Origin of the sequence: Chroogloeocystis siderophila 5.2 s.c.1, from assembly GCF_001904655.1 — a bacterium.
Lineage (GTDB): Bacteria > Cyanobacteriota > Cyanobacteriia > Cyanobacteriales > Chroococcidiopsidaceae > Chroogloeocystis > Chroogloeocystis siderophila.
In genome coordinates this window covers 66,608-81,419 of the sequence record NZ_MRCC01000009.1, presented here as the reverse complement: position 1 = coordinate 81,419, position 14,812 = coordinate 66,608, and the positions used below count along the sequence as shown (strand labels likewise).

Genomic DNA, 14,812 nt, shown 5'->3' with positions numbered 1-14,812 from the left:
AATTTCGTTTGACGGCAAATCAAACACCCCTTAAACTCTATGCTGGTTACTCTAGTTTTTTGGTGAAATGATCGCCATCGAGAAACCAAGGTGTGAATGCCCAAAAATGTGCTGTGGTGAGGGATTTTCGTGGAAGCTAAATCATCTTCGGAATCTTCATTTTATTTATCTGGTACTAATTTACTTGTGTTATTGAGCGTGGCACTAAGCGTTGCCACATTCGTTTTAGATTGGAGCGCAAATCGATTGCCTTGGCAAGTGACTTCGCTCAGTCTACCTTTGATTACCTGTGGAGTCATAACTGCGGGGATAGGGTATGGTGTCGTGCCATTGCTAGTTAAGTTAAAAACTGGGCAAGTCATTCGTGAGGATGGTCCGCAAGCGCACTTAAAGAAAGCAGGCACGCCAACTATGGGAGGCGTGTTTTTTATACCTGTCGGGATTGTCTGTGCGGTAATTTTATCGAGTTTTGCAACTAACGTCGTTGCAGTATGTTTGTTGTCATTGGGATATGCGGCGATTGGTTGGCTTGATGATTGGCAAATTCTCCGACGCAAATCGAATAAAGGAATTTCGCCACGGATGAAGTTGGCTTTGCAAATTGGGGTTGCAGGGGTATTTTGTTTGTGGCTGTGGTGGAGTCAAGCTAGTATTACTACAGTCAGCTTACCTTTTGGTTATACTTTGCCATTAGGTTTGCTATTTTGGCTGTTGGCAGTTTTTGTGCTGGTAGCAGAGAGTAATGCGACTAACTTAACAGACGGCGTTGATGGCTTAGCTGGGGGAACAGTTGCGATCGCCTTCTTAGGATTAGGTGCCTTAGTTGCGCCTACAGCGTCTGCATTAATGATTTTCTGTGCTTGTATGAGTGGTAGCTGTTTAGGCTTTTTGGTACACAATCGTAACCCAGCCCGCGTATTTATGGGAGATACAGGTTCGCTTGCCTTAGGCGGTGCCTTAGCTGCTGTTGGATTACTGAGTAACACGCTTTGGGCATTATTCGTTCTCAGTGGTATCTTTTTTGTGGAAACGCTCTCTGTTATGGCGCAAGTCGGTTACTATAAAGCAACGAAAGATAACAACGGTGTCGGCAAACGTTTATTTAAAATGGCACCTTTACACCACCACTTAGAACTCTCCGGCTGGTCAGAATTACAAGTTGTTGCTGTTTTTTACTTGATAAACGTTATTTTAGTTGGAGTATGTTTGTGGCTGAGTAGTTAGCCAATAAAGGTTATCTTCAATTTTCACCGTTAACCTTTATTCTTTCTAATTTGGCTCACTAAATGTACCAGTTCTGGTAGTATTAACTGCTGCATTCCTAGTTTGACTGCGTTAGAAGAACCAGGGAGTGAGAAAATAAGTTTATTTTGATATACACCAGCGATCGCTCGTGAGGCGATCGCTCTCGAACCAATTTCTTGGTAACTTAAATAACGAAACAACTCACCAAAGCCAGGTAGAGTTTTTTCTAAGAGGTTGGCGATCGCATCGTAAGTGGTGTCTCTGGGGGCAATTCCAGTACCACCATTGCAAATAATTACATCCAAATCGATGTTACTCGCTAAGCTTTGTAGTTGCTTCTGAATTTGCATTGGCTCATCTGAAATAATCGTATACGCCCCCACCTTATGAGCCGCATCCAAAAGTAGCTGTTGGATAAGTTGACCGCTTTTGTCGGTTTCAAACGTGCGCGTGTCACTTACTGTAATCACAGCACAGTTAACTGCGATGCTTGTTGTATCGGGGTGTGGCTGATGTGCCATTCCAGTTAAAAGGAATAAATTTAGATCAAATCCGGTTAATTACTCACAATTCAAGTGGCTAGTGATTAGTAGTTAGTGGTTCGCGAAAGAGTGACTAGCAACTAACTACTAGCAACTAGTAACTCAATAATAATTTGGTTATTTAACCGGAGATAATATTACGATTTGCTAAATTCTAAGCCATGAGTTTCTGCATAGCGCTGCATAAAGCGCAGGAAACGATCCCACTCATCAGGAGAGTTCATCAAATAGAATACTTCTAGGGCTTCTGGCTTACCGTTGACGAATTTACCTTTGACTTCGCGAGTTGTGATTGTCCCCTCTTCGTCAATCATGTACATTCCGGTAATTTCTTCTGTCGCTTCGCTGCTAAGCGCTTGGGGATTTTGGAAGTAAAAAGTTGCTGTACCGTTGCTTCCATCACGCGATCGCGTTAACCGCACATCAGGAACAACTTCTTCATCCACGCCTCTAAAAAACTGAATTTGAGCCATAATACTTTGCGACTAAGCTTGGTTTGATCTCATCGTAACTTCATATTTTCTCATTTTTTTTTGGTAATTGGTCGTTGGTAATGCATGAGTTTAATGTACGTGCGTCAGGACTAGCGCCATCATTTTTACTGTAAATTCTATCACTCAGTATGCTCCTTGTTAAGCAAAAGAGTTACTGGACCATCGTTTTCAATTGAAACTTGCATCATTGCACCAAATATGCCAGTTTCCACTGTTAAACCACTTTGCCGTAGCTTACTCACAAACAAATGATATAAATCTATAGCTACTTTGGGCGATGCGGAACGGTCAAAAGAAGGACGACGACCTTTGCGACAGTCGCCATAAAGCGTAAACTGACTCACAACTAATAATTCACCGCCGATTTCCTGTACAGATTTGGAAAAGCGATCGCCACTAGCATCTTTGTCAGGAAAAATGCGCAACTCTAGGCACTTGCGTACCATCCAATCGAGTTCGGCTTCTGTATCGGTATCAGCAATCCCTACAAGTAAATTTAGTCCTGGTCCAATTTTACCGACAATTTCACCATCAACGGCAACTTGCGAAGATTTGACTCGTTGAATGACAACACGCATATTTATTAAAGTTTTCCACTACTTTGCAAAATACTAGCTTCTAGCAAGCGAGATTTGCACAAATCACCTGATAAAATCGCTTCATGTTTGATAATATCTGTAAATTTTTAGTCGAGAATTTTTCTAGCAACTTTGCTAGCTGGCTACTCGGACACCGAGTTAAGTCTTTCAGAACTATCATTAGAACCGATTCGCGCTGATGTGTTGATCTTACTAGAGGCAGAAGAAGTAGCGCAGCAGTTGGCAAGCGATCTGAGTCGAAGTGAATAAAGGGCGATCGCCCGATTCTAGCCAGCTAGAGATGAGAGTTAAGAATTCTTTCTAAGAAAAACTTAACTCTCTTGTGTTTACTTCCCGAAACCTCTACCACGCGATACCGAAGGAAGAGTAACGCAGTTTTCTAATTGCGTGCGCAGCGTGTCATGGTCAAGATTTTGCCCAATCAACACTAACTGATTTTTCGGTTCACCATTCCATTCTTCATCATCAATGCTAAAACGCTTACCGCACAAGTGGAAAATGTGGCGTTTGGGGCTTTCCTCAAACCACAAAATACCTTTAGCACGGAATACATTTTCGGGTAATTGATTATCTAAGAAATACTGAAACTTGCGAATCGATAGCGGTTTATCACTTTGAAACGATATTGAGGTGAAGCCATCGTTTTCTAGGTGGTGCGAGTGATGGTGATGATCGTGGTGGTCATGTTCGCAATCGTGGTCGTGGTGATGATGGTCATGGTCATGATCGTGATGATCTTCGGTATGAAAATACTTATCAGACTCGAACAAACCAACACTCAAAATTAATGGTAGCGGAACTTGCGATCGCGTCGTTCGCAAAATTCTAGCACCTTCTTTGACTTCACGAATTTTACCTTCTAAGCGCTCTAACTCGGCTTCTTCTACCAAATCGACTTTGTTGAGAATAATCACATCACCATAGGCAATTTGACTATGCGCGGCTTGCGAAGTAAATAGATCTAGACTGTAGTTTGCTGCGTCTACCATTGTAATAATGGAATCTAGGCGAGTTAAGTCGCGTAACTCAGTTCCCAAAAAGGTTAACGCTACAGGGAGAGGATCGGCGAGTCCAGTTGTTTCTACTACTAAATAATCAAGCTTGTCTTGGCGTTCGAGAACTTTATAAACTGCTTCTACAAGGTCATTATTGATGGTGCAGCAGATGCAACCGTTGCTGAGTTCCACCATATCATCGCCAGTTTGGATAATTAGCTCATTATCGATGCCAATTTCACCAAACTCATTGACCAAAACCGCAGTTTTCAATCCTTCCTGATTCGCCAGGATATGATTGAGTAGAGTTGTTTTACCGCTACCCAAAAAACCCGTAATAATAGTAACCGGCAAGCCACGCTTTGGAGCGTCCATTGCTTGATGATCGGAAGTTGCTGTAGATTGCATAGCTGTGAGGAAAGAAAATGTCAAAAAATAGGAATATAGAGTTACAGGGCGATCAAAGCTACTTTCTTAAGATTGCTAGCTGACACATTCCACTAACTTCTATTATTGCCGAAAAGCTCATTTCACCATTTTGTCATGACCCTAACGCTGTACAACACGCTTACCCGTCGGAAAGAAACCTTTACGCCGCTGCAAGAAGGCAAGGTAAAAATGTATTACTGTGGTGTCACAGTCTATGATTACTGCCACTTGGGTCATGCACGGGCGTGTATTGTTTGGGATGTCGTTCGTCGATACCTACAATGGCGTGGCTATGAAGTCAAGTATATCCAAAATTTCACAGATATTGACGACAAAATTCTCAATCGGGCACGAGAAGAAGGATCGACGATGCAAGCAGTTGCCGAGCGTTATATCCAAGCGTATTTTGAGGATATGGATCGGTTGAATATTAAACGAGCCGATGCTTATCCTCGGGCAACGCATACACTCGATGGTATTAAGCGCTTGGTATACGAGTTGGAACAAAAAGGCTACGCCTACCCCGCTGATGGCGATGTGTACTACGCGGTGCGTCAGTTTAATACATATGGTAAGCTTTCGGGGCGCAAATTAGAAGATTTGCAAGCGGGGAAAAGCGATCGCGTCAACGTCGAAGATCCAGAATATCAAAAGAAAAAAGATCCGTTTGATTTTGCGTTATGGAAAGGCGCAAAAGCTGGAGAACCCGCGTGGGAGTCACCTTGGGGTGCAGGGCGTCCTGGTTGGCATATCGAATGTTCCGCGATGGTGCGCGACAATTTGGGCGAGACGATTGATATTCATGCTGGTGGTGCAGATTTAATTTTTCCGCATCATGAAAACGAAATTGCCCAATCCGAAGCTGTGACAGGTAAACCGTTAGCCAATTACTGGATGCACAATGGCATGGTAACAGTAGATGGCGAAAAGATGTCCAAGTCTTTAGGTAACTTTATCACGATTCGGGAATTGTTAGACCGCCCGACAGACCCAATGGCGGTGCGGTTATTTGTATTAACTGCGCAGTATCGCAAACCGATTGATTTTACCGATGAAGCGATCGCCGCCGCGACAAATGGTTGGCACACGCTCAAAGAGGGGCTACTGTTCGGGTATCAGTATGGTAAGCAATTAGGATTTGAGGAACAAGGAAGTGCTTTAATACCGGAAGTTGTGCAGCGCTTTGAGGAAGAAGTCGATGATGATTTTAATTTTCCTGGAGGGTTAGCAGTTCTATTTGAGTTAGCCAAAGAATTGCGCCGCGAAGGAAATGTTTTGGTACATCAAGGCAAAACGGAAACTCCACCAGAACAATTAAAACAACAATGGCATACGCTGGTGACTTTGGCGCAAGTGTTAGGGTTTGAAGCTGAACCCGAAGTAGAAACAATCGTCGATGGTATTAGTGATACAGAAATTGAGAATCGAATTCAACAGCGACTCATAGCAAAAAAAGCGAAGAATTTTGCGGAGGCGGATCGAATTCGTAACGAACTGCAAAATCAGGGGATCACGTTAATTGACCAGCCTGGTGGTGTAACGCGATGGCATCGCAACTAAATCGCAATCGTGAATTTGTCACGAACCTGCTACTGATTGTAGCGACAGGTTTTCTCATATTGCTGTTGTGGCAATTGCGGAGTTTGCTTGTAACGGTGATGATTGCAGTTGTGATTGCGGCGGCGATCGCACCTGTTATCGAAAAAGCAGAAAAACTCCGAGTACCACGCTGGTTAGCAGTTATTAGCGTTTATCTAACATTACTTGCGATCATCATTGCAGCTGGATTAATTATTGGTCCTACTGTAGCTGAACAACTGCAAACTTTAGTGAGCTTAATTCCAGTTTACCTCGATAATCTCCGCACTTTAGCAGAGAATGTTGCTTTGAGATTAGGAACTGAACAACCTGAATTTATTGACCGCTTTTTTGATACGCAAGCCTTAACAAGCTGGATTATTGGTTCAGGTCAACAACTTATCGTACGTTCTTATGGCTTCACGCGCAGCATTATTGATGGCCTACTGAGTTTAATCTTAGCGCTGTTGATTTCTGGCTATATGGTTGCTGGGCGAGAAAACTTAATCAAAGGAATTGTTAACTTATTTCCGCAACCTTGGGATAAACGCCTTGACGCGCAAGTGATCCCCATTAGTCAAAGAATGGGTGGTTACATTCAAGGTCGAGTTTTAGTATCTGGAATTTTAGGAGTTGCTATAACGCTGGGTTTAGGAATTTTAGGCTTGTCAGAGTTTGCCCTAGCTTTAGGTGTCATTGCTGGCTTTACTAATTTAATTCCTTTTATTGGACCTATTTTAGGTGCAGTTCCTGCGTTAATTGTAGCAATTTCTCAAGGCGGTTTAACGTTTATTTGGGTGCTACTTTTGTTTGTCATTATTCAAAATTTAGAAACTTACGTACTCGATCCGTTGCTAGTAGGTTCTTCAGTACAAGTTCACCCACTGTATCAACTATTAGCAGTACTGGGAGGAACTCAAGTTTTAGGTATTATCGGCGCTGTCATAGTTCCCCCTTGGATAGCTGGGGCTTCAGTACTATTAGAAAACCTTTATTTGCAACCAAAGCGTTTAGCTGAAAAGAAAGAAGCGAGTGATATCAAAGTCAGGGAAATAGGGTAACTGATGAAGAATGTTTGCGTCCTGTGATTGAATTAAAGACTCAATTTCTTTCGTTATAATTACTACAGCAGCCGAGTAGAACTGCGATAGTAAACATTTTTGAATAAAAACTTTAAATCTCTTTCCATCCATTGAATCATTTAAAGTCATCACAGCTAATACTTATTTTGTCCTAATTGCCCAATGACTGTTATTCTGTTGTCTCGGTTTTACATGACTTTGAGTCTCATTCATCGTAAGGAGTTTTTGTACAAAACTTTGCAATGATTAACGCGTGATCGCATCATGGCTTCATCTTTGGTAAAATTTCGAAATAGTATCCAATATGGCGATTAAAGGCTTTTAATCAAAGTACGAAGAAAAATTTACGTTAGTGATAACAATGCGATCGCCAACAATCAAACTCATTCAAAAAAGTCTAATGCGTCTACTCGGTATTGTATTGATGTTGTGCCTTGCTTGGTTATGGGTACTTTTAGCCGCAAAGCCAGCCCTGGCTCAAGACAATACAATCAACTACAGTAATACACATCTAGAAAATCGTGACTTCTCTAACGCTAACTTAGTAGGTGGAGTCTTTGTTGCAGCCGAAATGCGCGAAGCAAACTTTCAAGGTGCAGATCTCACAAACGCAATTCTTACCAAAGGTGTTTTACTCCGCGCTAATTTAGAAGGCGCTAACCTCACAGGTGCATTAGTTGACCGCGTTACTTTAGATGAAGCCAATTTAAAAAATGCTATCTTGCAAGAGGCAATCTTAACGCGATCGCGGCTTTTTGATGCGGATATTACGGGTGCTGATTTTACCGATGCCTTAGTAGATCGCTATCAAGTCTCTTTGTTGTGCGATCGCGCTGATGGTGTCAATCCTGTTACAGGCGTATCCACGCGCGAAAGCTTAGGTTGTCGCTAATTATAGAAGTATCTAACTATCGTGTTGCGCAAGCAGTGAAGCTGCTACCCAGTGTTTCTGAATTGCTAAAACAGCAGCTTGCGTGCGATCTCTCACTCCTAGTTTTTGAATAATTGTATGAACGTGTACTCGCACAGTACCAGGAGTAATATAAAGCGCTGCGGCAATTTCTGGATTTGATTTTCCAGCAGCAATTAAAGCGAGAATTTCTTGTTCGCGTCGCGTCAAAGGTAAATCCAACGTTTCTTCATTTTTAGTAGCCTCTGCGGTTGCTACGCTGTCAAACGTAGCACGAATTTGGGTTGTCGCAGTCCGATCCCACCACGATGCGCCTGCGGCTACTGAACGCAGTGCTAAAATCAAAGTCTCGGCAGCGATTCCTTTTAAACAATATCCTTGCACCCCTACTGCAATCAATCGCTTAATTAAAGACTCGTGCGAATGCGAAGTTAGCACTAAGATTGGTAAATCAGGATTTAGCTGCTTGATTTGACGACAAGCTTCGGTTCCTCCGATTCCTGGTAATCCGATATCTAATAGCACAACATCAAGTGGAGAATGCTTGGCGATTTCTATCGCTGTCTCGCCATCTTCAGCTTCAGCGACAATTTCTATGTCTGATTCTTGTTGCAACTTTACTTGCAAACCGAGGCGAAAGAGTTCATCATCTTCAACAAGCAAAATCCGCAATGTCTTTACAGGTAACATATCACGCCTTCTCAAGCGGTTGAAATGGTAAGGCTGGTAATCGAAATGCAAAGAGTGCGCCTGTAGAATCTTTTGGCGCAACACGATTTTCTGCCCAAATTGTACCGCCATGCGCCGCAATAATTTGGCGAGTCAAGTATAATCCTAATCCAGAACCGAAGACATGGCGATCGCTGTGTGCTTGATAAAATCTTTCAAATAAGTGCGGCAATTCTTCCGATGTAATGCCTAAGCCATTATCTAACACTTTAACAATGTGATAGTCAGATTGTGACTGTAATACAACTTCTACCTTACCACCCCGCAGCGAATGATGAATTCCATTTGTAATCAGGTTCGCAAAGACACGTTGAAGTTGCAGCGCATCGCCATTTACCCAAAGCGATCGCCGAAATTCTGATTCTCCAAAGCTTAAGCTGATACAAACTTGGCGCGATAAGGCTAAATCTATGAGTGTTGCGATCGTTTCTTCAGCGATAGTGACGAGATCTACGGGTGCTAGGTGGAGTTTTAATCCTTCAATATCATTGCGATATACATCTAACAGCGTTTCCACAAGCTGTAACGTAGACCAATGACTGCGAATCATCTTTACTAACACCTTTTGATGCGTTGGCGTGACTGTACCAAATTTTCCTTGTTCAAAAGCCCTCAGCGTTTCAATCGCACCTAACAGCGGCGTTTTCAGATCGTGCGTTAAGGTAGAAGCAAAATCTTCTCTGACGCGCATTAACTGTGTTTGTGCTTGCAATTTCGCCTGTTGTAGCGCGATCGCCTGCGCATAACAACGATTGCGATCGCTCAAAATTCCGGTTACGATTAATGCCATTGCAGCAATGCAACGACTAGCAACAATAGAAGGCTCGATTGTTTCTTTTACCGGAAACCACAAGTTCAAGATTGTCAGAAATACCGCTAGTAAAGTTGCATAAACCGTCGCTGTTCTACCCAAATACGCAGTCGTTAACAAGATTGGTCCTGTGTAGAGATAACCAAATACGTATTCTACAGGTGTTGCAAACTCTAGAATCAAGACCACTAGAAATAGACAAGCAATCCACCACAGCGATCTTGTGCGTACATTTTTGTAAGAAAAGTTGATTTGGTACTGTAGCGACCGCAACATCATTCCGTTTTGAGCAAATTTTACTTTAGATTTCAAAACAAATCCTCATAGATGACAGCAACCCCAATACACTTTGACTATAAACATAAATTTATATACCGTTTAGCTAAAAATATACCGCTTGATATAGTAGTTTACGCATTATGTATATATCTAGCAGCTAGTTTAGCCTAGCCATTTTTATTAACGACTTTATATATTTAATTAGTTGCCGATTTATGACCACAATCGAGATAATTTTTGTTAAAAGGTAGAAACTATTAATTCCTCCTGAAACTGTATTAAAACAAATTAAAAGTAAACTGATTTAGCAACATATGCTACAAGGATTCTTTCAAATTGCGTTGACACTCGTCATATTAGTTGCCATTACACCAATCTTTGGTAAGTACATGGCGCGCGTGTTTCTTGAAAAGAGCGTACTACTGAATCGAGTCATTAATCCTATAGAGCGAATTATTTTTGCTATTAATGGGACTCGATCTAAAGATAATATGACTGGTAGGCAGTACATTCAAGCCGTAATTATCAGTAATTTAGTTATGAGTATTTTTGTCTTTTCAATACTCATGCTACAAGGCGTTATTCCTCTCAATCCCACTGGGTTAAATCCACCTAGATGGGACTTAGCCCTACATACCACTATTTCTTTTATTACCAATACAAATCAGCAGCATTATTCTGGAGAAACGACATATAGTTATGCCAGTCAAATGCTAGCACTAGGCTTTTTAATGTTTACTTCTGCTGCTACTGGGCTAGCTGTAGGAATTGCATTTATTCGAGGTCTAACTGGTAGACCATTAGGTAACTTTTACGTCGATTTAACCCTAGCAATTACGCGAATTTTATTACCCATATCACTGATTGGAGCATTAATATTATTAATTGCTGGCGTACCAGAAACTTTAGCCTCCCCAGCAACAGTAACAACACTCGAAGGTTCAACACAGACGATCGCACGAGGCCCTGTTGCTCATTTTGAGATCATTAAGCAGTTAGGAGAAAACGGCGGTGGCTTTTTTGGAATTAATTCTGCACATCCATTCGAGAATCCAAATACTTTTACTAATTTATTAGCAACGATTGCCATGCTATCTATTCCTATGGCATTAATTTTTACCTATGGTGTATTTGCTAATAATATGAAACAAGCTTGGCTACTCTTTTGGATGGTGTTTATTATATTTTGCATTTTGATATGTATAACTGCAATTGGTGAGTATCAAGGTAATCCACTTATAAATAATACAATTTTTGGTGGAGAACAGCCAAATTTAGAAGGTAAAGAAGTTCGCTTTGGTTGGGCACAAACAGCATTATGGGCAGTCAGTACAACAGCGACAATGTGCGGTGCAGTGAATGGAATGCACGATTCTTTAATGCCTAATGGCGGCTTTTCAACCTTATTTAGTATGTTTTTACAAATCGTTTGGGGTGGACAAGGAATAGGCACGGCTTATCTTTTTGTCTATCTGATTTTAACAGTATTCATTACAGGGTTAATGGTAGGTAGAACACCAGAATTTTTAGGTCGCAAAATTGAGAGACGAGAGATTGTTTTAGCGAGTGTTGTGCTACTCGTTCACCCAATTTTTGTTCTAATTCCAAGTGCGATCGCACTATCTTTTCCTGATACATTAGCTGGTATTAGTAATCCAGGGTTTCATGGCTTATCGCAAGTTGTTTACGAATACACCTCTGCAAGTGCCAACAATGGTTCTGGGTTTGAAGGATTAGGAGATAACACGCTTTGGTGGAACCTGAGTACTAGTATTAGCCTTTTAGGAGGACGCTATATTCCTATTATTGCTTTACTGCTTTTAGCTGACAGTATGGCACGTAAACAACCTGTACCCGCAACTGCTGGAACTTTGCGCACCGATACTTTATTATTCACTAGCGTCACAGCAGGAGTCATTTTAATTTTAGGAGTCTTAACTTTCTTCCCTGTTCTAGCATTAGGACCCATCGCCGAAGGCTTTCAACTGCTAAGGAACTAATACTGAGTTTTGAGTTTTGTATTAAAAGAATTGAGTTAACAACCTCACCCCTCGCTCCTCGCTCCTCATTATGGATTCTACAACTTCTTCACCAACAAGCCTGCGTCCTAGTGGTTCTCGCGAAGGGCGCAAGCATACACCAAAAGTGAGCAGAAAAGGACTTTACCAACGAGCTATCCGTGATGCTTTTGTCAAACTAAATCCGCGACAAATGGTAAAGAATCCAGTAATGTTTTTAGTATGGGTAGGTACGATTATTACCGCACTGCTGACAATTGATCCTTACTTGTTTGGATTTGTACCAGGTGAAAATCTACGGGTGTTCAATGGCTTGATTACGCTAATTTTGTTTTTTACAGTTTTGTTTGCCAATTTTGCCGAAGCCGTTGCCGAAGGGCGTGGAAAAGCGCAAGCTGATGCGTTACGTTCAACAAAATCGGATACCGTAGCGCGGAAACTGTTAAATGATGGTTCAATGCAAGAAGTGTCTTCTACTACTTTACAACGGGGCGATCGCATCAAAGTCGTCGCTGGCGATCTGATTCCCGCAGATGGCGAAGTGATAGCAGGAGTTGCTTCGGTTGATGAATCCACAATTACCGGAGAATCAGCACCCGTATTAAAAGAACCTGGTTCCGATGTCGCGAGTTCGGTAACAGGCGGTACGCGGATCATATCTGATGAACTCACGATTCAAATTACCGCCGATCCTGGTAAAGGCTTTATTGATCGCATGATTTCGCTTGTAGAAGGTGCTGAACGCAGTAAAACCCCAAATGAAATTGCACTCACCGTCTTACTTGCGGTGCTGACACTGGTGTTTTTGTTGGTTGTGGCAACGCTACCACCACTCGCTAATTATGTCCAAAGTCCGGTAAGTGTGGCGATTCTAATTGCTTTATTAGTCGCACTCATTCCAACAACGATTGGCGGGTTATTGAGCGCAATTGGTATTGCAGGTATGGATCGCGTCGCTCAATTTAACGTCATTGCCACCTCTGGAAGGGCGGTAGAGGCGTGTGGCGATGTCAATACGCTTGTTTTGGACAAAACGGGGACTATTACGCTAGGAAACCGTCTAGCTGAGGAATTTATTCCGGTCAACGGTCATTCTGTAGATGATGTTGCTAAAGTTGCTTTTGCAGCCAGTGTCTTCGATCAAACACCCGAAGGTAAGTCTATCATCCGGTTAGCGAATAAACTCGGAGCATCACTGGAGTTTGACTGGAGTAAGGCTGAAGCGGTTGACTTTTCTGCCAAAACGCGCATGAGTGGAACAAATTTACCGCATGGAGTAGAGGTGCGTAAAGGTGCGGTAGAAGCAATTAAAGGTTTTGTGCGTTCGCGTAACGGTCAAATTCCTTTAGATCTCGATGCTGCTTATGAACGTGTCTCTCGCTTGGGTGGTACACCGCTGGCTGTCGCGCTCAATGGCAATATTTATGGTGTCATCTATCTTAAGGATATTATCAAACCTGGCATTAAAGAACGTTTTGACCAGCTACGACGCATGGGCGTACGAACGATTATGCTAACGGGTGATAATCGGATCACAGCGGCGGTGATTGCCCAAGAAGCAGGTGTCGATGACTTTATTGCCGAAGCGACTCCTGAAGATAAAATCGCTGTCATTCAACGCGAACAAGCCGCAGGCAAATTAGTCGCAATGACGGGGGATGGAACAAATGATGCTCCAGCACTCGCGCAAGCCAATGTCGGTGTAGCAATGAATTCGGGGACTCAAGCGGCAAAAGAAGCCGCGAATATGGTTGACTTGGATTCTGATCCGACGAAGTTGATTGATATTGTTGCTATTGGTAAACAACTATTAATTACGCGCGGCGCATTGACGACTTTTTCGCTCGCAAATGACATCGCTAAGTATTTTGCGATTATTCCGGTTATTTTTACTGCTGCGGGTATTGGTAGGTTGAATATTATGGGTTTGGCAAGTACCCAATCGGCGGTTTTATCCGCACTTATTTACAACGCATTGATTATTCCAGCGTTAATTCCTTTGGCGTTGACGGGAGTTAAATTTAGACCTTTAACGGCAAATCAACTTTTGCAGCGAAATATTTTACTTTATGGTTTGGGTGGTGTTGTTGCTCCGTTTATTGCGATTAAGCTGATTGATGTGGTTATTGTGGCGGTGGGTTTAGGGTAGGGGTAACTATTATATTAAACGAACCACAGAGACGCAGAGAACGCAGAGAGAAGAGATTGTGAGAGGTTTTTGTCAATGAGTTGGGGCTAGTATATGAAGATTTTGATGTTTGTTTGGGTGCGATGGTGTAGACAAAGGTTGCCTTTACAACTGTTTTTTGCGTTGTGTTTGAATTTGGCGATCGCACCTACGGTGTATGCTGCGGTTGATGGTGTACAGCGTCGTCAGGCTTGGGCTATTGGTTTACTTGTGTTGGTTACTGTGGGGTTAACAATTTATTTGTTTGATGTTGTTTTTCGACCGGAGCGCTATTAATTATGTCCATAGTGCGCGATATTACAAGATCTATTCGAATCACTTTTGTGCTGTGGCTACTGACAGCGGTGATTTATCCTGCAATTATGATAGTTATTGGTCAAGTTTTCTTTCCGTTTCAAGCTAACGGTAGCATCGTCCAAAACCTGGAAGGACAAAATGTCGGCTCAGCGTTGATTGGACAAGTCTTTACGTCACCGCAATATTTCCAAAGTCGCCCTAGTTCGGTAAACTACAGCAGCTTTACGCAACAAGAACGCGATCCAGAAAATATTGGACAAAGAACAGGTGTATCGGGTGCAAGCAACTTGGCGCCGAGTAATCCCGATTTACTCGCACGTATTAATGAAACTGTGTCGCAGCTAGAGGAAAGCGGAATTCCCCCGACTGCGGATCTCGTTTATGCTTCGGGTTCTGGTTTAGATCCGCATATTACAGTAGAAGCCGCATTTAATCAACTAGAACGAGTTGCCCAGGCACGTAATTTATCTCCTGATGAAATTGCTCCTTTGATTGCTAAACACACGCAAGGCAGATTTCTATGGGTTTTTGGCGAACCAGGAGTCAATGTGTTGAATTTAAATCGCGAGCTAGACGTTTTACAAGCTCCGCTAGAGTGATTTCTTTAGATTGCAGA

At 42.4% G+C, this 14,812-nt stretch carries 14 protein-coding genes and 1 pseudogene; 9 read left to right on the top strand and 6 right to left on the bottom strand.

Annotation, left to right across the window (positions count from 1 at the left end; all coding sequences use genetic code 11):
• Positions 1–129 precede the first annotated feature (129 nt).
• The gene (gene mraY / locus NIES1031_RS12370) at positions 130–1,224 is read left to right on the top strand and encodes a phospho-N-acetylmuramoyl-pentapeptide-transferase (protein WP_073549689.1); all 1,095 of its coding nucleotides are present in this window, start codon (positions 130–132) and stop codon (positions 1,222–1,224) included.
• Positions 1,225–1,253: 29 nt separating this feature from the next.
• Here mraY and NIES1031_RS12365 read toward each other — a convergent pair whose 3' ends face one another.
• The 3 genes from NIES1031_RS12365 to dtd form a co-directional block, all read right to left on the bottom strand.
• Positions 1,254–1,766, bottom strand: coding sequence for a MogA/MoaB family molybdenum cofactor biosynthesis protein (locus NIES1031_RS12365; RefSeq protein ID WP_073549688.1), 513 nt, complete (start codon positions 1,764–1,766; stop codon positions 1,254–1,256).
• A 158-nt stretch (positions 1,767–1,924) separates the two neighbouring features.
• Positions 1,925–2,260: a photosystem II reaction center protein Psb28 gene (gene psb28, locus NIES1031_RS12360; protein WP_015186511.1), complete on the bottom strand. Its 336-nt coding sequence runs from the start codon at positions 2,258–2,260 to the stop codon at positions 1,925–1,927.
• Positions 2,261–2,400: 140 nt separating this feature from the next.
• Positions 2,401–2,859, bottom strand: coding sequence for a D-aminoacyl-tRNA deacylase (gene dtd, locus NIES1031_RS12355; protein WP_073549687.1), 459 nt, complete (start codon positions 2,857–2,859; stop codon positions 2,401–2,403).
• An 83-nt stretch (positions 2,860–2,942) separates the two neighbouring features.
• Between dtd and NIES1031_RS12350 the strand changes: the two are divergent.
• Positions 2,943–3,090 (top strand): annotated as a pseudogene (locus NIES1031_RS12350) (Rpn family recombination-promoting nuclease/putative transposase); the annotation flags it as partial.
• A gap of 116 nt (positions 3,091–3,206) precedes the next feature.
• On the opposite strand, the gene NIES1031_RS12345 reads toward NIES1031_RS12350, so the two are convergent.
• Entirely contained in the window at positions 3,207–4,283 is a 1,077-nt protein-coding gene (locus tag NIES1031_RS12345) for a CobW family GTP-binding protein (protein ID WP_073549685.1), read from the bottom strand.
• Positions 4,284–4,418: 135 nt separating this feature from the next.
• On the opposite strand from NIES1031_RS12345, the gene cysS reads away from it, so the two are divergent.
• The 3 genes from cysS (at position 4,419) to NIES1031_RS12330 (ending at position 7,856) form a co-directional block, all read left to right on the top strand.
• Complete coding sequence (cysS, locus tag NIES1031_RS12340) at positions 4,419–5,864, top strand: cysteine--tRNA ligase (protein ID WP_073549684.1); 1,446 nt, start codon at positions 4,419–4,421, stop codon at positions 5,862–5,864.
• Positions 5,849–6,943 (top strand): AI-2E family transporter, encoded by a 1,095-nt coding sequence (locus NIES1031_RS12335; RefSeq protein ID WP_073549682.1) that lies wholly within the window; start codon positions 5,849–5,851, stop codon positions 6,941–6,943. Before cysS ends, NIES1031_RS12335 begins: the two co-directional genes overlap by 16 nt.
• A gap of 382 nt (positions 6,944–7,325) precedes the next feature.
• Complete coding sequence (locus NIES1031_RS12330) at positions 7,326–7,856, top strand: pentapeptide repeat-containing protein (RefSeq protein WP_218596790.1); 531 nt, start codon at positions 7,326–7,328, stop codon at positions 7,854–7,856.
• Between the two features lie 12 nt (positions 7,857–7,868).
• Here the strand turns inward: NIES1031_RS12330 and NIES1031_RS12325 are convergent, their stop codons facing one another.
• Together NIES1031_RS12325 and NIES1031_RS12320 are read right to left on the bottom strand one after the other, a co-directional pair.
• Positions 7,869–8,564 (bottom strand): response regulator transcription factor, encoded by a 696-nt coding sequence (locus NIES1031_RS12325; protein ID WP_073549681.1) that lies wholly within the window; start codon positions 8,562–8,564, stop codon positions 7,869–7,871.
• A 1-nt stretch (position 8,565) separates the two neighbouring features.
• Positions 8,566–9,726: a sensor histidine kinase gene (locus NIES1031_RS12320; protein ID WP_236738815.1), complete on the bottom strand. Its 1,161-nt coding sequence runs from the start codon at positions 9,724–9,726 to the stop codon at positions 8,566–8,568.
• A gap of 281 nt (positions 9,727–10,007) precedes the next feature.
• Here NIES1031_RS12320 and kdpA point away from each other — a divergent pair, with 281 nt between their 5' ends.
• From kdpA to kdpC, 4 genes are all read left to right on the top strand, one after another.
• A complete protein-coding gene (kdpA, locus tag NIES1031_RS12315; protein WP_073549680.1) occupies positions 10,008–11,693 on the top strand; it encodes a potassium-transporting ATPase subunit KdpA in 1,686 nt (561 codons plus the stop codon).
• Positions 11,694–11,763: 70 nt separating this feature from the next.
• Positions 11,764–13,860 carry a potassium-transporting ATPase subunit KdpB gene (gene kdpB, locus NIES1031_RS12310; protein WP_073549678.1) on the top strand — a complete coding sequence of 699 codons (2,097 nt, stop codon included), beginning with the start codon at positions 11,764–11,766 and terminating at the stop codon, positions 13,858–13,860.
• A gap of 93 nt (positions 13,861–13,953) precedes the next feature.
• Positions 13,954–14,175, top strand: coding sequence for a potassium-transporting ATPase subunit F (locus NIES1031_RS12305; protein WP_073549677.1), 222 nt, complete (start codon positions 13,954–13,956; stop codon positions 14,173–14,175).
• Between the two features lie 2 nt (positions 14,176–14,177).
• Complete coding sequence (gene kdpC / locus NIES1031_RS12300) at positions 14,178–14,795, top strand: K(+)-transporting ATPase subunit C (protein WP_178378124.1); 618 nt, start codon at positions 14,178–14,180, stop codon at positions 14,793–14,795.
• Positions 14,796–14,812 lie beyond the last annotated feature (17 nt).